Genomic DNA, 17815 nt, shown 5'->3' with positions numbered 1-17815 from the left:
TGCCTGCCGCAGGCGGTGGGTACCAGCGCGCCATGATGGACAACCAGAACGACGAGAAGCTCGAGGCCATCCAGGCCGTGGTCGACCGTGTCACCTCGTGGCAGGACGGCGCGCCGGAGGGCACGGTCGAGAAGGAGCTGCGCGACGGGTTCGGCGAGGCCGGCGTGGACGTCGCCGACGACGACGTGCGCCGCCTGGCGGACGCGATCCAGGACGAGCGCGGCGCGGTCTCCGCGCGGGAGGTCCTCTCGGCATGAGCACGACCGACGCCGACGGCCTCGACGACAGCCTCGACGACGCCACCGTCGAGGCGGTCGGCAAGCTCTCCGAGGCGTTCGAGGTCATCGAGGACGCCCGCGGCAGCCCCTACCGCTTCCACCGGCTCTCGGGCACGGCGGACTTCACGCTCGGCGAGGCCGTCGAGGCGTTCCGGGAGGCCGGCCACGACGAGCTGGCCGACCGGATCGAGAGCGACCTGGTCGGGCGCAACGTGCTGCCGGGCATGTGGACCTTCCAGGTCGTGGAGCGCTACGACGACGACTACTACGCGACCTTCCGGCGGTTCGTGACCGAGGCCCGGGACCGGCTCACCGCCGGCGAGCGGCACACCTACGAGGCCCGCCTGAAGCAGCAGCGCCGCACGCCCGGCAGGCCGGGGCACGAGGCGACGCCCGAGGACGTCTGAGGACGCCGGCTGGGTACGGTGGCCGGCATGGCGGTCCCGACCCACACCCTCAACGACGGCACGACGCTCCCCGCGATCGGGTTCGGCACCTACCCGCTCACCGGCCCCGAGGGGACCGCCGCCGTGCGCAGCGCGATCGAGGTCGGCTACCGGCTGATCGACACGGCCGTCAACTACGACAACGAGCGCGAGGTCGGCGAGGCGATCCGCACCAGCGGGATCCCGCGCGAGGAGCTGCGGGTGGCCAGCAAGATCCCGGGCCGCCACCACGGGTACGACGACGCGGTGGCCAGCGTGCACGGGTCGCTGGAGCGGCTCGGGCTCGACTACCTCGACCTCCACCTCGTGCACTGGCCGAACCCCAGCGTGGGCAAGTACGTCGAGGCCTGGCGCGCGCTCGTCGACCTGCGTGAGCAGGGCCTGGTGCGGTCGATCGGCGTCTCGAACTTCACCGACGAGCACCTCACCACGATCATCGACGAGACCGGGGTGACGCCCTCGGTCAACCAGGTCGAGCTCCATCCCTACTTCCCGCAGGTGCAGATGCGCGCCACGCACGAGCGGCTCGGCATCCGGACGGAGTCCTGGAGCCCGCTGGGCAAGCGCCGGGCGCCGTTCGCCGAGCCGCCGGTCGCCGACGCGGCCGAGCAGCACGGCGTCACACCCGGGCAGGTCATCCTGCGCTGGCAGGTCCAGCTCGGCTCGATCCCGATCCCGAAGTCGGCGACGCCGGAGCGACAGCGTCAGAACCTCGACGTCTTCGGCTTCGAGCTGACCGATGACGAGGTCGCGGCGATCTCCGCGCTCGAGCGCCCCGACGGCCGGCTGTTCGGCGGCGACCCGGACACGCACGAGGAGATGTGAGGACCGAGCCGTCGACGCCGTACCTCCGCGTCGACACCGCACGGCTCCGGGCCAACGTGGCGCGCGTCGCCGAGCAGGCTGCCGCTGCCGGGATCGCGCTGCGTCCGCACGCGAAGACGCACAAGTGCGCCGAGGTCGCCCGGCTCCAGCTCGAGGCGGGCGCCGTCGGCCTGACCGTCGCGACCGTCGGCGAGGCCGAGGTCTTCGCCGACCACGGCGTCGAGGACCTGTTCATCGCCTACCCCCTGTGGCTGACCGAGGACGCCGCCCGCCGCCTGCGCGACCTCGCCGGGCGGGCGGACCTGGCGATCGGCGTCGACTCGACCACCTCGGCCGACCGCGCGGGCGCCCTCCTCGCGGGCGCCGAGGTGGCCGTCCTCGTCGAGATCGACAGCGGCCAGCACCGCAGCGGTTGCCCCCCCGAGGAGGCGGGCGGGGTCGCGTCCGCGGCCGCAGCAGCCGGGCTGGCCGTACGCGGCGTCTTCACCTTCCCCGGGCACGCCTACGGACCGGGCGCCGGGGCGTCCGCAGCAGCGGACGAGGCCCGCGCGCTGGAGGCCGCGGTCGCGTCGTTCCGGGCGGCCGGGCTCGAGCCGGACGTCGTGAGCGGCGGCTCGACCCCGAGCCTGGCGGCCAGCCTGGCCGCAGGCCCCGGCAGCGGCGGCGTGGTCACGGAGCTGCGGCCCGGGGTCTACGTCCTCGGCGACGCCCAGCAGTGGGAGCTGGGGTCGATGCGGCCCGCGGACGTCGCCCTGGTCTGCCGCACCACGGTCGTCAGCCACGCCGGCGGCCGGCTCGTGCTCGACGCCGGCAGCAAGGCGCTGGGCGCCGACCGCGCGGCCTGGGCGACCGGCTGGGGCCGGCTCCCGGCGTACCCCGAGGCTCGCGTGGTCCAGCTCTCCGAGCACCATGCGGTCGCCGACCTGGCGGGCGCCGCCCTGCCGTCCCTGGGCACCGTGCTCGACCTGGTCCCGAACCACGTCTGCAACGCGGTCAACCTCGCCGACGAGCTGTGGGCCGACGACACCGAGCGGTGGTCGGTCGTGGCCCGCGGACGCAACGGCTGACCACTCCCCTACCATCGGCGGCATGCTGCTGCGCCGCGCCGCCCTCACCCTGGCCGCCACCGCTGCCCTGGCCGTCCTCGCCGGATGTGGGAGCGACGGCTCCGACAGCGCCACGGACACGAGCCCGACCCAGACCGGCGGCAAGACGACGCCGTGCACGTACAACGCCGGCGGACAGGGCGCCAAGCAGGTCGACCCGCCGTCGACCGAGGCGCCCGCGGAGGGCACCTTCGGCGCGACGCTGGAGACCAACGTCGGCGCCATCCCGATCACCCTGGACGCCGGCGCCACGCCGTGCGCGGTCAACTCGTTCATCTCCCTGGCCGACCAGGGCTACTTCGACGACACCCCGTGCCACCGCCTGACGACGCAGGGCATCTTCGTGCTCCAGTGCGGTGACCCGACGGGCACGGGCACGGGCGGCCCGGGCTACAGCTTCGACGACGAGCTCAGCGGCACCGAGACCTACCCCGCCGGCACCGTCGCCATGGCGAACGCGGGACCGGACACCAACGGCTCCCAGTTCTTCCTCGTCTACGAGGACACCGAGCTGCCGCCGAGCTACGACGTCATCGGCCAGATGGACGACGCCGGCACCGAGCTCGTCGCCAAGGTCGCCGACAAGGGCACGGCCGACGGTGGGCCCGACGGACCGCCGAAGGAGTCGGTGCAGATCCAGTCGGTCAGCATCGGCTGAGACCGGTCACCGGCCGAGCGGGAAGCGCTCCCCCGTCAGCTCCTCCGACCGCAGCCAGAGCTGCTTGGCGAGGTCGGGGTCCGACGCCTGGCGGCTGCGACCGACGCTGGTCGGCCAGCCGGTCATCTCCAGGAACCCGCCGGGGCCGATGAACGTGTTCCCGGGCACGTCCATGGTCGCGGCGTACAGGACGGTCAGCGCGCCCTTCCAGGGCGGCATCCCGACCAGCCGGTGGCCCCACGAGCCGACCCAGGTCTTGAAGCGGCTCCCGGTGTTCGCCGTGATGGCCGTCGCGGTCGAGCCCGGGTGGGCACCGGTGGCCCGCAGCGTCGACCCGGCGGCTGTCAGCCGGCGCTGGAGCTCGGCCATGAACAGCAGGTTCGCGAGCTTGGTCGCCCCGTAGGCGGCGTACGGCTTGTACTCGCGGCGCTCCCAGTTGAGGTCGTCCAGGTCGAGCTCGCCGGTGTGGTGCGAGTCCGACGAGACCACGACGACGCGGTCGGTGAGCCGCGGCAGCAGCAGGTTCGCGAGGGCGAAGTGGCCGAGGTGGTTGGTGGCCAGGTGGGTCTCGAAGCCGTCGGCCGTCAGGGCGTACGGGACGGCGAGCACGCCGGCGTTGTTGACCAGCACGTCCACCGGGCCGACGTCCGCGGCGAACGCCCGGACACTGGCCAGGTCTGCGACGTCGAGCCGCCGCACCTCCACGGAGCCGGTCATGGTCGCGGCCGCGGCCGCCCCCCGCTCCTCGCTGCGGACCGCCAGCACCACGTGGGCGCCGGCCCCGGCCAGGGCGCGCGCCGTCTCCAGGCCGAGGCCGCTGCTCGCCCCCGTCACGACGAAGCGTCGCCCGTCCTGCCGGGGCACGACGTCCCAGCGGCCGGGTCTCCTGCGACGTGCCATCTCCCGGCCCGCTCAGGCCTCGACGTACTCGACCGGGGCGCCGAGCTGGACCGTCCGGCCCACCGTGCACAGCCGGTCGCGGGACTGGGCGATCGAGCGCGGCAGCGCCTCGCGGGCCCGGTCGCCGTCCTCACCCTCGGGGAAGCGCACCTCGAAGGTGAGCCGGAGGTCCACCAGGTGGTTGCCGTCCTCGTCGCGGACCTTGTCACCCTCCGCCACGAGGTCGAACGACGTGGCGTGCGCCCGCTTGCCGGTGATCAGCTCGACGTCGATCGCACTGCACCCGGCGAGCGCGGCGAGCAGCAGCTCCACGGGTGTGAAGTCCGGGTCGTCGCCGGAGCCCACCGGCAGCACGCCACCGCGCGCGTTCGTGGCCTTGAAGCGGCCGGGGCCGATCTTCGTCAGGTCGACGCGGCGGTGGGCGTCCTCGGCGACGGGCGGGACAGGCAGGTCGGGGGTCATGCGCCCAGGGTGCCAGACCCCGCGACACGCCCGGGATCGGCGCTCGGGTTGTGTCGCGGACGACCATCGGGGACGGTGGAACGGGTAAGCAACCGCTATCCGGAAGGCGAGCCGATGCTCACCCTGACCGACAACGCCAGCGCCATCGTCAACGAGATCACCACGCAGCCCGGCCTCGCCGAGAGCGCCGGGCTCCGCATCACCACCGAGGACGCTCCCGAGCCCGCCTTCGCGATCTCGGCCGCCATGCAGGGCGAGCCGGGCGACCAGGTCGTCGAGCAGGGCGGCGCCACCGTCTACCTCGACTCCGCGGCCGCCGAGCTCCTCGACGACAAGGTGCTCGACGCCGCCGTCGACCCCTCGGGGAAGGTCGAGTTCGCCCTCGCCCTGCAGGGCTGACGTCACCACGACCGCGCGTCCCACCGGGGCGGTGCGACCCACGCCGGTCGCACCGCCCCGGTGTCCTGCGTGGGCCGGTCCGGTGCGTGGTGCGAGGTCACAGATGCCTCACCAGTTACGCGAGTCGCCAGTCAGGACGATGATCGTCGTGTAACCATCCAGCGCATGCAGCGACCCACCCCGAGCGTCCTCGGCGCCCTCCTCGCCGCAACGGTGCTGCTGCTCGGGCTCGGGGTCTCCCCCGCCGCCGCCGACAGCGCGACCCTCGAGGACCCGACGGGGGACACCGACGGGCCGGGGCTCGACATCACCGGCGCGACCCTGCGCAACCTGGACCACCGGGTGGTGGTCGACGTCGACGTGCACCGGGCCGTCCGGGGCGACCTCGTCGTCAGCGTCGACCCCCGCCACGCGACCGGTCTCCGGTTGGTGAGCCTCTTCCGGCCCACGGCGCACACCCGCAGCTTCGTGCTGGCCGGGGCGTTCACCGACCACGCCACCGAGGGCGGGGACCCGCGCGTCCCGTGCCGTGGCTTCCGGGTGCGGTGGAGCACCGAGGCGCCCACGGTCCGGCTCACCCTGCCGGCGCACTGCCTCCACGACGGCGAGTACGACGACCTCAGGTTCGCCGTCCTCACCGAACGGAGCTCCGACACCGACTACGCGCCCGACGACGCCGAGGCGTCGCCCTGGGTGCCTCGGGGATGACCACCCGCCGCGGGAGGTGGGGCGCCGGGTCCCTCCTCGCACTCGCCGGGCTGCTGGTCGTGCTGTCCACCGGCCCGCTGCCGGCCGCGGCGTTCCCCCACCGGCACGTGCCCGGCACCGGCGTGGTCGCGCTCGACTGGGGCGACCTGGACCGCACCCCGGGCGCCGCCACCGGCGACTACATCGTGATGGAGCCGTGGGAGTACGACCGCATCCCGGCGTACCGGCTGCAGAACCCGGGCGTGCGGATCCTGATGTACAAGGACGTGTCGGCGACCGTCGACCGGCCGCACGAGACCGGCCTCTACCCGACCGGGGTCTCGTACGCCGACGCCGACCGCAACCACCCGGAGTGGTTCCTGACCGACGCGACCGGGGCCCGCCTCGAGTGGTCCGACTACCCCGGCCTGCACCCGATGGACGTCGGCAGCACGACGTACCAGGACGCCTGGTCCGGCGGCGTGCTCGCCGAGCTGCGCGCCCATGACTGGGACGGCGTCGTCCTCGACGACACGCTCACCTACCTCAGCCACCCCACCGTGGACGACCTCACCTCGACTCAGATCCCCGACGACGCGTCCATGTACCTGGCGACGCAGTCGTTCCTCTCCCGCGTCGGCCCCCGGCTCAAGGCCGCCGGCTACCTCGCGATCTCCAACGTGACCGTCGAGTGGAACACCTGGGCCTCGGTGATCCCCGCGTGGACCCCCTACGTCAGCGGCTGGGAGGACGAGTACTTCACCAAGTGGGGCCTGGACACCCAGCCCCGCTTCGAGAACGCCGAGTGGCAGTGGAAGATGCAGCTCGCCGCCTGGTGCGCAGCGCGTCGCGTGCCCCTGCTCGCCGTGACCTACAGCAGCCAGACCGACCGCGAGGCGCAGGTCTACCACCGGGCGACCTGGCTGCTCACCTGGGACGGCGCCACCGGCGCGAGCGTCTTCGTGCCCGCCGAGCTCGAGGCCGACCACTGGCAGTACCGGGCCAACCTCGACATCGGACGACCGGTCGCCCCCCGCGTGCGGCTCGTGGACGGCGTCTACCGGCGCGCATTCACCCGCGGGCTCGTCGTGGTGAACCCGACCTCCTTCACCCGGGTGGTCGACCTGGGGGGCACCTACGAACGGCTCGGCGGCCGCGAGGTGACCCAGGTGCGCCTCGCGCGGGCCACCGCCGTGCTGCTGCGCCGGGCCGGGTAGGTCGGGGCCGGGTAGGTCGGGGCCGGGCAGGTCGGCCAACGACCGGCCCCGCGTCGCCCACGGTGCGGCGGGACCGCCGTGGCAGGGTGGGTCGCGTGAGGCGGTACCAGCACGTCGCGGCCGACGGGGTCCGCAGGCCGCAGAGCGAGCGGTTGCGCCGGCGTCAGCGCTGGTACTTCGCCCTCATGGGCGTCTGCCTGCTGCTCATTCTGCTGGCCTGGAACCTGGTCCGGCTGTGGTCGACGACGGCGGCCGTGGCCATGTCGGCCGTCGCTGCCGTGATCCCGCCGGTCGCCGTGATCGTCGCCAATTGGGGCGAGGACCGATGAGGAGCGCCCGGACCCGCTCGCACGTCACCGGGCGCGCGTCGAGCGGAGGTGGGTGACGAGACCCGCCGCGATGCGCCAGCCCAGCATCGTGACGGCGAGGAACACCGCGGCGACGACGAGGAAGCCGGGCGCCGTGCCGCGGCCCGATGCCGCGCGCAGCAGCATGCCGAGCACGTAGGTGGCCACCAGGACGACGGCACCCTCCGGCCAGACCCGGCGGGTCCGGCCGCCTCGCAGGACCAGCCACCCGTGCGCCAGCACGGTGGCCACCGCGAACGGCCACACGATCGCGAGGACGACCCACGCGGACTCACCCGGGTCGTGGGAGCTCTTGCCGCCCACCGCGAGGGCGAGCACGCACCCGAGGTCCGCGACGACCGGGACCAGCCAGCGCCCGGTCGATCGGGTCGGTCGCGTCGTCGTCGGTGTCACCACGGGACCAGGGTCCCAGGCGACCCGCGCGGACCGGTCAGCCGGTGCGGCCGGCCAGGCCGTCGACGACCGCGCGGAGGGGCGACCAGCGGCTGCGGCCGGTCCGCGTGACGGCGTACGCCCGCAGCTCGACCCGGGGGTCGCCCAGGGGGCGCACATTGACGCCCCGACGTGGCGCGTGGTCGCGGGGCAGGAGCGCGACGCCGAGCCCGGCGGCGATGAGGTCGTCGACGAGCTCCAGCGAGTCGATGCGGTGGACGACCCGCGGCTCGAAGCCGGCCATCGACGCCAGGGTGCGGAGCACCTCCTCGTCCGCGGTGTTGCGCGAGTTCACGATCCAGTCGTCGTCGGCACGGTCGGCGAGCCCGTGCCGGGTTCCGGTGCTGGGTGCGCCCAGCCCCCAGTCGACCCGCCACAGAGCCGTCACCTCGTGGTCGCTGCGCCAGGCCACCGGGGCGAGGTTGTAGTCGTAGACCAGGGCGAGGTCGACCTCGTCCCGGGCGAGCAGGTCGAACGCCTCGAGCGGCTCGTGCTCGTGGATGCGGATCTCGACGCCCGGGCGGGTCTCGGCGAGGTCGGTGACGACGGGGAGCAGCGAGCGTCGGATGGCGGTCGCGAACCCCGCGACGCGGACGACCCCCGACGGCTCGGATCCCGGGTCGAGGTCGAGCCGGGCCGCCTCGACGGCAGCGAGGATGGTGACGGCGTGCTCGGCCAGCCGGGCCCCGGCCGGGGTCAGTCGCACCCGCCGGCCGTCGCGCTCGACCAGCGCGGTGCCGACCTCGCGGGCGAGCGCGGCGATCCCCTGGGACACGTTCGACGTGGTGGTCCCGAGCTCGTCGGCGACCTCCCGCATCGAGCCGAGCCGCGAGAGCTCGAGCAGGAGCTGGAGCCGGCGCACGTCCATCCGCTGATCATGCTGGTCTGATGAACGGTATGTCCAGCACAGTCACGTGGACGTGAACGGTCGTGCCGAGTTCACTGGTCGGCATGTTCCCTTCGTCTGCCCGAGCCGGCGCCTCGATGGCGATCGCCTCGATGCTGTGCGTCCAGGTCGGCCTGGCCGCCTCGGTCGGGCTCATCGACCAGGTTGGCGCCGGCGGCGCCGCCTGGTTGCGGCTGGCCTGGGCCGGCGTCCTGATGCTCGCCCTCGTCCGGCCGCGTCCGTCCATGTTCAGCCGCGAGACGGTGCGCCTCGGCGCGACGCTGGGCGTGGTCACGGCCGGCATCACGCTCCTGTTCATGGCCGCCCTCGAGCGGCTGCCGCTGGGCACGGCGAGCGCGCTGGAGTTCCTCGGCCCCCTCGGGGTCGCCGTGGCACGCACCCGGGGCGCGGCGCGGTGGTGGGCCGTGGTCGCCGCCGGCGGGGTCGTGCTCTTGACCCAGCCCTGGGCGGGCGGCGCGGACCCGGTCGGCGTGGCGCTCGCGCTGGCGGCCGCGTGCTGCTGGGCGGCCTACATCCTCCTCACCCAGAAGGTCGGGGACGCCGCCGACGGCATCGCCGGGCTGGCCATCTCGATGCCGGTTGCGGGCCTGGTCGCCACGGTGGTGGCCGGGCCGGCCGCCGTCGGCCGGGTGACGCCCGAGCTGGTGCTGCTCGGCCTGGGTCTGGCCGTGCTGCTCCCGATCGTGCCCTTCTCGCTCGAGATGCTGGCGCTGCGCCGGCTCACGGCCGGCGCCTTCGGCACGCTGATGGCCCTCGAGCCGGCCTTCGCACTCGGCATCGGGTTCGTCGTCCTGGGCCAGCAGCCGAACCTGCTGGCCGTCGCCGGCGTCGGGATGGTCGTCGCTGCTGGGCTGGGCGCCGCGCGCGCAGGTGCGCGCCGGCCTGACGCACCCGTCGAGCCGCAGGTCGGACCGGTGCTGGCCGACGCCTGACCACCTCCGGGTCGTCGCTGCCGGGTCCGCGGAACGTAGGCTCGTCGTCGTCGCCGCTCCCGCCCCGCACGCAGAGGAGGCTTCGTGTCCCGCACCACGACCCGCATCCGGACGGTCCTGCCGACCTCGAGCCGCACCGCCATCGGTGCGACGGTGGCCGGTGGGCTGCTGACCGGCCTCGCCGCGGCCCCGGAGCGGGTGGGCCGGCTCTTCCGGCGCCGCTTCCCGGTGGTGGCCGTGACCGGCATGACCGGGGTCGGGAAGAGCCAGCTGGCCGACCGGCTCACGCGGCGTGCCTCCGGCGACGGCGTGACGGAGGTGGGCTCGGCGGTCATGGAGCGCCGGACCCGCCGGTCCGCGCGGATGCAAGGTTTCCGCTTCCGGGTGGTGCCGGGCGACAACGCAGCCACCCGGCTCGGCGCGCTCGACGAGGTCTTCCACGACGAGCCGGTCGACGGCGTGATCCACGTGGTCGCCAACGGCTACGCCACACCGCGGCGGGCGGCGGGCACCACCGGCACGGCGACGGCCACCCGCGAGGAGCAGCTGGCCGCGGAGCTCGAGGACTGGACGATCACCTCCCACCGGATCGCCTCGATGGCCGTCCGTCGGGACCGCCCGATCTGGCTCGTCATCGCGGTCACGAAGACCGACCTCTACCCCGACGAGATCGACGAGGTCGTGCACTACTACTCACCCGGCAGCGGGTCGGCCTTCGGGGACAAGGTCGACGCCCTCCGGGCGCTCGCCGGCGGCGCGAGGCTGTCGATCGACGTGCTCCCGGTCTCCAGCCAGGGCGGCGACAAGAGGTCGCCGATCCCGGCCAAGCGCGCCAGCGCGATGGTCGACGCGCTCGCGACCCGGATGGCCCAGCTCAGCGGCCACGCCTGACCTGCGGCCCGTCGGTCGCGCGTCGCAGGGCGGCGGGCCGACCTACGACGACTCCGCCAGGCACCGCTCCGGCAGGTCGAACCACCGGAGGTGCTCGAAGTCCGCGCTCAGGTCCGCCGGGTGCGAGTCGAGGTCCGGACCCGGGGCGGCTGCGAGGATCGCCGCACCCTCGCGCAGGTGGTCGGCGAGCAGCTCCTCTCCCCCGGTGGCGTCGTTGGCCGGCATCGACACCCGGCCGCCGGCGTACGACACGTCGTGCAGGCTGAGCGGGGGCGTCACCAGGCCGTCGCGGTGCCGCCAGCGCCCGGTCGCCGGGTCGAGGCGGTAGTCGCCGAGCAGCCGCCAGCCCTCGCGGGCGACCAGGAGGACGGCCTCGACGAGGTAGTCGACGACGGCGTCGGAGACGAAGTAGTTGAAGTTGACCCGCACCCAGCCCGGCTTGATGCCCTCGCAGCCGCCGGTGATCTCACGCTCGAACTCGTGCGAGCGCTCGAGGTCGATGCCCAGCAGCCGGTGTCCGTAGGGGCCCGCGCACGAGCAGCCGCCGCGGGCCTGGATGCCGAACAGGTCGTTGAGCAGCGCGACGACGTAGTTGTGGTGCAGGTAGCGGCCCGACGGCGAGCGGACCACGAAGGACACGATCGAGAGCCGCTGGGCGTCGAGGTTGCCGAGCAGCTCGATCGCCGGCTCCGCCCGCCAGGCCTGCACCGCGCGGCGCAGGTGCCGCTCCTCCTGCTCACGGATCGTGTCGGTGCCGACGGCCTGCTTGAGCTGGAAGACCAGGCCCGCGCGGATCGACTCGATGATCGCCGGCGTGCCGCCCTCCTCGCGCTGGGTCGGGTCGGCGAGGTAGGAGTGGTCGTCGTCGTTGACGTAGGCGACCGTCCCGCCGCCCGGGACGTCCGGCACCCGGTTGGCGAACAGCTCGCGCCGGGCGATCAGCAGCCCCGGCGTGGAGGGGCCGCCGATGAACTTGTGCGGCGAGATGAACAGGGCGTCCTTGTAGGACAGCGGCCGGCCCTCGAGGGCCGGCATGGTGATGTCGACGTACGGCGCGGCCGCGGCGAAGTCCCAGAAGCTCAGCGCCCCGTGGGCGTGGAGCAGCTCGGCGATGCCGTAGGTGTCAGAGACGATCCCCGTCACGTTGGACGCGGCCGAGAAGGAACCGACCTTGAGCGGCCGGTCGGCGTACTTCTCCAGCTGCTCGCGCAGGTCCTCCTGGTCGACCCCGCCGTCGGCGTCCTGCCGGATGGTGACGACGTCCGCCACGGACTCGCGCCACGGGATCTCGTTGGAGTGGTGCTCGTACGGGCCGATGAAGACCACCGGGCGCTGGGCGGGCGGGATGTGCTCGCTGAGCGCGTGCGCGTCGTCGAGCACCGACGGGATGCGCAGGCCCAGCACCCCGATCAGCTTGGCGATCGCTCCGGTCGACCCGGAGCCGGCGAAGAGCACGATCGTGTCCTCGTCACCGTCGACGGCGGACCGGATGATCTCGCGGGCCTCCTCGCGCAGCCGGGTGGTCTGCAGCCCGGTGCCGCTGGACTCGGTGTGGGTGTTGGCGTAGCTCGGCAGCACCTGGTCGCGGACGAAGTCCTCGATGAAGGAGAGCGCCCGACCCGAGGCCGTGTAGTCGGCGTAGGTCACCCGGCGCCGCCCGTACGGCGTCTCCATCACGTGGTCCTCGCCGATCACCGAGGCCCGGATCAGGGCGAGGAGCTGCTGCTTGTCCGGCTCCACGCGGCCACCCTAGCCACGAGGGACGGTGCAGCGTGGCCCCGCAGGGGTCCTGCGGGGCCACGCCGTGGTCGACCGTGCGGTCAGCGCGCCTCTCCGATGGAGAAGAAGCGGCCGCGCACGACCGAGCCGAACGGCCCGAGCACGGTCTGGACCGTGCGCGGGTTGTCGTCGCCGCCACGGAACCGGCCGTGGGCCGAGCCCTCGCTGCCGTGGTGGACGCGCGGGCCGCGGCTGAGCGCGACGACCATCTCGTCGTTGCGGACCTGGTCCTCGAGCCACGCCTGGATCTCGTCGATGTCGCGCGGCATCCGCTCGGACCCGGACTGCGCACCGCTCACGACCTGGAGGGCGACCATCCGTCCGGAGAACGAGGCCGGGACCTGCAGGCTGGCCGGCACGACCTGCGTCGGGGCGCCGTCGCCGGTGAGGGTCACCCGGGCGTGCAGCACCTGCCCGCCGCGGGCCACCAGGCCCGAGCGCCGCTTGAGGGTGACCCACTCGCCGCCCTGCTTGACCTCGATCTTGCTGATCTTGAGCGTCGACACCGTGTCGACCAGGTCGCTGTCGGTCGTGATCGTGTCGATGGTGACGCCGGGGATCTTGGCGAGCGCGTAGACGACGTCGCCGATCGCGAACCCGAGCCGGTAGGTCAGGTCGGACTCGGAGGCGTAGAGGTCACCCGAGGACAGCGAGAACGACGCGCCGTCGGCGTCGGTCCCGGTGATCGTCCAGGTGAGGTCCTCCGAGCCCTGGACCGGCCCGTCGACGAGGGCCTGGTGGTCGGCGATGATCCCGTAGAACGTGCTCCAGGCCATCGTGTCCGGGGTCCGGTCCGCGATGTGCGTGACGCCGGTGCGCGACCGGTCGCCGTGCGTGAGGCCGACGGTCAGGTCGGCGGTGTCGGGCAGCGGCCCCAGCGTGCCGGCGATGCCGGACATCCGGTCGTCGGTGATGGTGCCGACCGGGTCACCGAGGTTGGCGACCTTGAACCCGGCGATGAGGTCCTCCTGGATGTAGATCGCGTCGGCCGGGTGCAGGCCGAGCGTGGTGTCGCCCGTCCAGTTCATCGGGTGACCGAAGCCGACCACCCGGTCGCCGCAGACCGAGGTCGCGGTGCCGATGCCGGCCATGGTGACGTCGCCCCAGGTCATGGAGGCGGCGAGGTTGCCGCCCGCGACGATGTCGTCGGCACCGGCAGCCGCTGCCGAGGCACGCCCGACGGCGTACGTCGAGCGCGGCAGCCAGCGGTGACCGCTCGCGTGCTGCTCGGCCTTGGCGAGCGCCCGGGCGCCCACCCCGGCGACGCCGAGCGGCATCGGGAGCTGCTCGAACCCCTCCCGGGCCTGCGCGACGGAGACGTCGCTGTGCCGGGCGATCTGGCGGGCGGCCGCACGGTCGACCGCGACCTTGCCGGCCGCGTCGGCCAGGTAGTCGTCCATGGACTCGTACGGCGTGACGCCGGCGACCGGTGAGCCACCCATGGCCAGGCCGTAGGACACGGCGCCGATGAGGCGGCCGTCGCCGGCGTACACCGGCGAGCCGGACATGCCCTGCCAGATCCCGACGCGGTCGATCTCGGGCGAGGTGAGCCGGACCATGATCATGTCGACGTCCGGCGCGATGCCGTCGTCGAGGACACCGAGGACCTCACCGGTGAAGCCCTCCGGCGTCGTCCCGTGGGTGACGGTCAGGCCGGTGACGTCCTGCCCGGCGGTCAGGTCGGCCTCGGGGTAGGCCACCGCACAGTCCCCCGCGGGGTCGGCCGATTGTGCGGGTCCGGCAACGGCGGCTGCCGCCCCGATCCCGAGCCCGGCGACGGTGATGAGCGAGGCCAGGGCGCGTCCCCGGCGTCGTGTGAGCCGCTGCATGCGTGTGTTCCTTCCGGAAGGGTGGGCGCGGGTCTCGCGCTCACTGTTCAGACTCCGGTCGGCGCGCGCTGGTTGCACGACTCCCCCGTCGAGCCAGCTGCACCCTAGGTGGTCTGGACCAGCCCCCCGGTCGAACACCGGCACCGTTACCGAACCGAGATCTCGAGGCCTCACGAGGCCCGACATAGGGTGACCCGGTGACCAGCCCCTACCTGAGCCTGCAGCACCGTGAGGCCGTCGACCGGGCCCGTCTCCTCACCGTCGAGGAGTACGACGTCCGGCTCGACCTGGCCGCCGACGAACGGACGTTCACGTCGCTGACGACCGTCCGGTTCCGGAGCGCAGGTGGACCCACCTTCGTCGACCTCAAGCCGGTCTCGGTGGCCGCGATCACCCTCAACGGTCAGCGGCTCGACCCCGACCTGCTCGAGCGCGGCCGGCTGCCGATCGACACGGTCGAGGGCCCCAACGAGCTGGTCGTCGACGCCGTGATGCCGTTCCGCAACGACGGCGAGGGACTGCACCGCAGCGTCGACCCCGCCGACGGTCGGCACTACGTCTACGGCATGAACTTCATGGACGCGGCGCCGACGGTCTACGCCTGCTTCGACCAGCCCGACCTGAAGGCGCCCTACCGGTTCCACGTGACCGCCCCAGCCGACTGGGTCGTCATCGGCAACGCGCCCGGCTCCAACCCGGAGCCCGGCGTGTGGGAGCTGGAGCGGACCCAGCCGCTGTCGACGTACTTCGTCACCCTGGTCGCCGGGCCGTACCACGTGCTCCGCGACGAGCACGACGGGATCCCGCTCGGCCTCTCGGCCCGGGCGAGCCTGGCGAAGGACCTCGACGCCGACGCCGACGAGCTGTTCACGATGACCAAGCAGTGCTTCGACGAGTTCCACCGGCTCTTCGGCATCCGCTACCCCTTCGGCGACTACCACCAGGCGTTCGTGCCGGAGTTCAACGCCGGTGCGATGGAGAACCCGGGATGCGTGACCTTCCGGGACCCGCTCATCTTCTCGAGCCGGGTGACGCGCGGCATGCGGATCCAGCGGGCCACGACCGTCGCGCACGAGATGGCGCACCAGTGGTTCGGCAACATCGTCACGCCGTTGTGGTGGGACGACCTGTGGCTCAACGAGTCCTTCGCCGAGTACATGGGCGTCCGCGTCACGGCCGACGTCACCGAGTACGCCGACGCGTGGACCGACAACGCCTACGACCGCCGGATGTGGGGCCTGTCGGCCGACCAGGGCCCGAGCACCCACCCGGTCGCCGGCAACGGCGCCTTCGACGCCAGCGCGGCCCTCCAGGACTTCGACGGCATCTCCTACGCCAAGGGCTCCAGCGTGCTCAAGCAGCTGAACGCCGCCGTGGGCGACGAGGTCTTCTTCGGCGGGGTCGTCGACCACCTGACCCGGCACCGGTTCGGCAACGCGACCATGCACGACCTCTTCGAGTCGTGGGAGCGGGCGGGTGCCGGCGACCTCTCGTCGTTCACGTCGAACTGGCTGCGCACCGCCGGCGCCGACACCCTCTCCCTCGACCGGACCGCCGCGGCGCTCCGGCGCACACCCCCAGCAGAGCACCCCGCGGACCGGGCACACACGTTCCGCGCGGCGGTGGCCGTCGACGGCCGCTGGGAGGACCGATCGGTCATCCTGACCGCCGAGGAGACGCCGTTCGACGTGCCGGCCGGCGCCGCCGTCGTGCTCGACGCGTACGACGAGTCGTGGGCCGTCGTGCACCCGGACGCCGAGACCGTGGCCGCCCTCGGACAGCTGCTCCCGTCGGTCGGCGACGACCTGCTCCGCGCCGGCATCTGGAACAACCTGCGGGGCGCCCTGCACGACGCGGCCGTCGACCCGGCCGCGGTGCTCGACATCGCGGTCGCCAGCCTGCCGGTCGAGGACACCGAGGACGCCCGGCGCCGCACCCTCACCTGGCTGCTGTCGACGGTGGTGCCGCTGGCCGGCCCCGGAGCGCTGGGCCGGGTGCACGGCGCCGCGGTCGCCGAGCTGGACCGGCTGGAGCCCGGGTCGGAGCGGCAGCTCGCGGCGTTCCGCACTGCCATCAGCTCGGCCGACGACCCGGAGCGGCTCCGCGGCTGGCTCGCGACGACGCCCCCGGGGATCGACCTCGACCTCGACCTGCGCTGGCGGCTGCTGGTGCGGCTGGCCACGCTCGGCGCGACCGACCGCGACGAGCTGCAGGCCGCGCTGGACGCGGAGCCGACCGGGCGCTCACGGGTGGAGCACACCCGGGCGGTCGCGTCGCTGCCCGACACCGAGGCGAAGGAGTGGGCCTGGGACCGCTTCACCGGCAAGGTCGACGTCCCCAACTACGAGCTGGAGGCCGCCGGCAGCGGGATGTGGCGCGGCGGCCAGGAGCACCTGACCGACCCGTACGTCGACCGCTACTTCGCCGACCTGCCCGCGACCGTCGGGGTCCGGTCGGGCTGGGTGCTGGCCGACGCCACCGAGTTCTTCTTCCCCCGCACCTCGCTCAACGAGGGGACCCTCGAGCGGACCCGGTCGCTGGCGGCCGAGGAGTCGCTCGCGCCGTCGGTGCGGCGCCGGCTCGCCGACCAGGCCGACCGGCTGGCCCGACTGCTCGCCGTCCGCGCCCGCTACCCGCACGAGTGACCCGGCGTTGACCCGACCATGACCTGGAGCCGCGCCCGTCGCCCCGGACCGACCGTCCGGGCGCGGGTGCGCGAGCACGCCGTCGTACCTGGGGGCGCCCCGGACGGGCGGGCCCAGCGGGAGCGCGAGGACCGGCTGGCCACCGAGGAGCCGCTGGAGGTCCGGCTCGCCTGGCCGGGCGCCGACGCCCGGCGGGTGTGGGTGACGATGCGGACGCCCGGCCACGACTTCGAGCTGGCGGCCGGCTGGCTGGTCCACGAGGGGCTCGCGCTGCCGGCGTCGGTCCACGGCGTCGCCTACTGCACCGACACCGCGCTCGCGCCGGAGGAGGAGCTCAACGTCGTCACCGTCACGCTGTCCGGGCCGCCGCTGCGCGACCCCGGGCACCGCCACGACGGGTCGGGGTCGTCGGCGTGCGGGGTCTGCGGCAAGGACAGCGTGAGCTCGTGCCTCGACGCGCCGCGCGGGGCGCCGTGGTCAGGGCCGCTCCCCTCCCCCGAGGTCGTCCGCTCGCTGCCGGGCGCGCTGCGGTCGGGCCAGGTCGTCTTCGCCCGCACCGGCGGCGTGCACGCCGCCGGGCTCGCCACCGCGGACGGCGAGCTGCTCGTCGTCCGCGAGGACGTCGGCCGCCACAACGCGGTCGACAAGGTCACCGGCGCGCGGGTCCTCGCCGGCGCGTCGCCCGCCGAGGCCTGCCTGGTCGTCAGCGGTCGGGCCGGGTTCGAGCTGGTGCAGAAGGCGGTGGCCGCCGGGGTCGGCTCGCTGGTCGCCGTCGGCGCGCCCACCTCGCTGTCGGTCCGGCTCGCCGCCGAGGCCGGCCTGGCCCTCTACGGGTTCACCGCTGCCGACCGCTGTGTCCAGTACGCCTGACTGGATGTCCCTCGTGCCGGTCGCGGGGGACGGCGGTGACCGGGTCTGCCGAGTTGCGGATGTCGCAACGCAGCGGTGGGTGAGCCACCTTTCAAGCGTTGGGTTTGGTGGAACACTCACCGCTGCCCCGTGTCGGCGCCGACCGCCGGTGAGCTGTCCACCGATCTACTCCGCGAGAAGGTGG

Annotated in this window: 19 protein-coding genes; 13 read left to right on the top strand and 6 right to left on the bottom strand. The window is 73.8% G+C overall.

Features of this window, described 5'->3' with window-relative positions; translation table 11 throughout:
• Window positions 1-32 precede the first annotated feature (32 nt).
• Genes ACILQ5_RS20440 through ACILQ5_RS20420 form a run of 5 tightly spaced genes read left to right on the top strand, consistent with a single transcriptional unit; the run spans window position 33 to window position 3313 of the window.
• A complete protein-coding gene (locus ACILQ5_RS20440) occupies window positions 33-257 on the top strand; it encodes a hypothetical protein (protein WP_395659877.1) in 225 nt (74 codons plus the stop codon).
• The gene (locus tag ACILQ5_RS20435; RefSeq protein WP_395659876.1) at window positions 254-685 is read left to right on the top strand and encodes a hypothetical protein; all 432 of its coding nucleotides are present in this window, start codon (window positions 254-256) and stop codon (window positions 683-685) included. The genes ACILQ5_RS20440 and ACILQ5_RS20435 overlap by 4 nt, the downstream gene beginning before the upstream one ends.
• Before the next feature lie 27 nt (window positions 686-712).
• On the top strand, window positions 713-1549 hold the full coding sequence (locus ACILQ5_RS20430) for an aldo/keto reductase (protein WP_395659875.1): 837 nt from the start codon (window positions 713-715) through the stop codon (window positions 1547-1549).
• Complete coding sequence (locus tag ACILQ5_RS20425) at window positions 1546-2616, top strand: alanine racemase (protein ID WP_395659874.1); 1071 nt, start codon at window positions 1546-1548, stop codon at window positions 2614-2616. The genes ACILQ5_RS20430 and ACILQ5_RS20425 overlap by 4 nt, the downstream gene beginning before the upstream one ends.
• A 22-nt stretch (window positions 2617-2638) precedes the next feature.
• Window positions 2639-3313, top strand: coding sequence for a peptidylprolyl isomerase (locus ACILQ5_RS20420; protein WP_395659873.1), 675 nt, complete (start codon window positions 2639-2641; stop codon window positions 3311-3313).
• A gap of 6 nt (window positions 3314-3319) precedes the next feature.
• Here the strand turns inward: ACILQ5_RS20420 and ACILQ5_RS20415 are convergent, their stop codons facing one another.
• Both ACILQ5_RS20415 and ACILQ5_RS20410 read right to left on the bottom strand, forming a co-directional pair.
• Complete coding sequence (locus ACILQ5_RS20415) at window positions 3320-4213, bottom strand: oxidoreductase (RefSeq protein ID WP_395659872.1); 894 nt, start codon at window positions 4211-4213, stop codon at window positions 3320-3322.
• A gap of 12 nt (window positions 4214-4225) precedes the next feature.
• A complete protein-coding gene (locus ACILQ5_RS20410) occupies window positions 4226-4675 on the bottom strand; it encodes an OsmC family protein (protein ID WP_395659871.1) in 450 nt (149 codons plus the stop codon).
• Window positions 4676-4789: 114 nt separating this feature from the next.
• Between ACILQ5_RS20410 and ACILQ5_RS20405 the strand changes: the two genes are divergently transcribed.
• The 4 genes from ACILQ5_RS20405 (at window position 4790) to ACILQ5_RS20390 (ending at window position 7307) form a co-directional block, all read left to right on the top strand.
• A complete protein-coding gene (locus ACILQ5_RS20405) occupies window positions 4790-5074 on the top strand; it encodes a Fe-S cluster assembly protein HesB (protein ID WP_395659870.1) in 285 nt (94 codons plus the stop codon).
• Window positions 5075-5239: 165 nt separating this feature from the next.
• Window positions 5240-5782: a hypothetical protein gene (locus ACILQ5_RS20400; protein ID WP_395659869.1), complete on the top strand. Its 543-nt coding sequence runs from the start codon at window positions 5240-5242 to the stop codon at window positions 5780-5782.
• The gene (locus ACILQ5_RS20395; protein WP_395659868.1) at window positions 5779-6978 is read left to right on the top strand and encodes a putative glycoside hydrolase; all 1200 of its coding nucleotides are present in this window, start codon (window positions 5779-5781) and stop codon (window positions 6976-6978) included. The genes ACILQ5_RS20400 and ACILQ5_RS20395 overlap by 4 nt, the downstream gene beginning before the upstream one ends.
• Window positions 6979-7073: 95 nt before the next feature.
• On the top strand, window positions 7074-7307 hold the full coding sequence (locus ACILQ5_RS20390) for a DUF3099 domain-containing protein (RefSeq protein ID WP_395659867.1): 234 nt from the start codon (window positions 7074-7076) through the stop codon (window positions 7305-7307).
• Between the two features lie 24 nt (window positions 7308-7331).
• Here the strand turns inward: ACILQ5_RS20390 and ACILQ5_RS20385 are convergent, their stop codons facing one another.
• Together ACILQ5_RS20385 and ACILQ5_RS20380 are read right to left on the bottom strand one after the other, a co-directional pair.
• On the bottom strand, window positions 7332-7742 hold the full coding sequence (locus ACILQ5_RS20385; protein WP_395659866.1) for a DUF3054 domain-containing protein: 411 nt from the start codon (window positions 7740-7742) through the stop codon (window positions 7332-7334).
• A 34-nt stretch (window positions 7743-7776) separates the two neighbouring features.
• A complete protein-coding gene (locus tag ACILQ5_RS20380) occupies window positions 7777-8646 on the bottom strand; it encodes a LysR family transcriptional regulator (RefSeq protein ID WP_395659865.1) in 870 nt (289 codons plus the stop codon).
• A gap of 83 nt (window positions 8647-8729) precedes the next feature.
• On the opposite strand from ACILQ5_RS20380, the gene ACILQ5_RS20375 reads away from it, so the two are divergent.
• Together ACILQ5_RS20375 and ACILQ5_RS20370 are read left to right on the top strand one after the other, a co-directional pair.
• Window positions 8730-9617 (top strand): EamA family transporter, encoded by an 888-nt coding sequence (locus tag ACILQ5_RS20375; RefSeq protein ID WP_395659864.1) that lies wholly within the window; start codon window positions 8730-8732, stop codon window positions 9615-9617.
• Window positions 9618-9701: 84 nt separating this feature from the next.
• Complete coding sequence (locus ACILQ5_RS20370) at window positions 9702-10508, top strand: hypothetical protein (protein WP_395659863.1); 807 nt, start codon at window positions 9702-9704, stop codon at window positions 10506-10508.
• A gap of 42 nt (window positions 10509-10550) precedes the next feature.
• On the opposite strand, the gene ACILQ5_RS20365 is transcribed toward ACILQ5_RS20370, so the two are convergent.
• Together ACILQ5_RS20365 and ACILQ5_RS20360 are read right to left on the bottom strand one after the other, a co-directional pair.
• Entirely contained in the window at window positions 10551-12248 is a 1698-nt protein-coding gene (locus tag ACILQ5_RS20365) for an aminotransferase class V-fold PLP-dependent enzyme (protein WP_395659862.1), read from the bottom strand.
• An 80-nt stretch (window positions 12249-12328) separates the two neighbouring features.
• Complete coding sequence (locus ACILQ5_RS20360) at window positions 12329-14116, bottom strand: hypothetical protein (protein WP_395659861.1); 1788 nt, start codon at window positions 14114-14116, stop codon at window positions 12329-12331.
• Window positions 14117-14313: 197 nt separating this feature from the next.
• Here ACILQ5_RS20360 and pepN point away from each other — a divergent pair, with 197 nt between their 5' ends.
• Both pepN and ACILQ5_RS20350 read left to right on the top strand, forming a co-directional pair.
• A complete protein-coding gene (gene pepN, locus ACILQ5_RS20355) occupies window positions 14314-16761 on the top strand; it encodes an aminopeptidase N (protein WP_395659860.1) in 2448 nt (815 codons plus the stop codon).
• 18 nt (window positions 16762-16779) lie between these two features.
• Window positions 16780-17631, top strand: coding sequence for a formate dehydrogenase accessory sulfurtransferase FdhD (locus tag ACILQ5_RS20350; protein ID WP_395659859.1), 852 nt, complete (start codon window positions 16780-16782; stop codon window positions 17629-17631).
• Window positions 17632-17815 lie beyond the last annotated feature (184 nt).

Origin of the sequence: Nocardioides sp., from assembly GCF_044226305.1 — a bacterium.
GTDB lineage: Bacteria > Actinomycetota > Actinomycetes > Propionibacteriales > Nocardioidaceae > Nocardioides.
The sequence above is the reverse complement of the archived record's forward strand: the minus strand, read 5'-3'. Positions and strand labels throughout refer to the sequence as shown.

Coding starts and splice junctions, on each gene's coding strand:
- ACILQ5_RS20440 (WP_395659877.1), top strand. CDS start 33: ATGATGGACAACCAGAACGACGAGAAGCTCGAGGCCATCCAGGCCGTG.
- ACILQ5_RS20435 (WP_395659876.1), top strand. CDS start 254: ATGAGCACGACCGACGCCGACGGCCTCGACGACAGCCTCGACGACGCC.
- ACILQ5_RS20430 (WP_395659875.1), top strand. CDS start 713: ATGGCGGTCCCGACCCACACCCTCAACGACGGCACGACGCTCCCCGCG.
- ACILQ5_RS20420 (WP_395659873.1), top strand. CDS start 2,639: ATGCTGCTGCGCCGCGCCGCCCTCACCCTGGCCGCCACCGCTGCCCTG.
- ACILQ5_RS20415 (WP_395659872.1), bottom strand. CDS start 4,213: ATGGCACGTCGCAGGAGACCCGGCCGCTGGGACGTCGTGCCCCGGCAG.
- ACILQ5_RS20410 (WP_395659871.1), bottom strand. CDS start 4,675: ATGACCCCCGACCTGCCTGTCCCGCCCGTCGCCGAGGACGCCCACCGC.
- ACILQ5_RS20405 (WP_395659870.1), top strand. CDS start 4,790: ATGCTCACCCTGACCGACAACGCCAGCGCCATCGTCAACGAGATCACC.
- ACILQ5_RS20400 (WP_395659869.1), top strand. CDS start 5,240: ATGCAGCGACCCACCCCGAGCGTCCTCGGCGCCCTCCTCGCCGCAACG.
- ACILQ5_RS20395 (WP_395659868.1), top strand. CDS start 5,779: ATGACCACCCGCCGCGGGAGGTGGGGCGCCGGGTCCCTCCTCGCACTC.
- ACILQ5_RS20380 (WP_395659865.1), bottom strand. CDS start 8,646: ATGGACGTGCGCCGGCTCCAGCTCCTGCTCGAGCTCTCGCGGCTCGGC.
- ACILQ5_RS20375 (WP_395659864.1), top strand. CDS start 8,730: ATGTTCCCTTCGTCTGCCCGAGCCGGCGCCTCGATGGCGATCGCCTCG.
- ACILQ5_RS20360 (WP_395659861.1), bottom strand. CDS start 14,116: ATGCAGCGGCTCACACGACGCCGGGGACGCGCCCTGGCCTCGCTCATC.
- ACILQ5_RS20350 (WP_395659859.1), top strand. CDS start 16,780: ATGACCTGGAGCCGCGCCCGTCGCCCCGGACCGACCGTCCGGGCGCGG.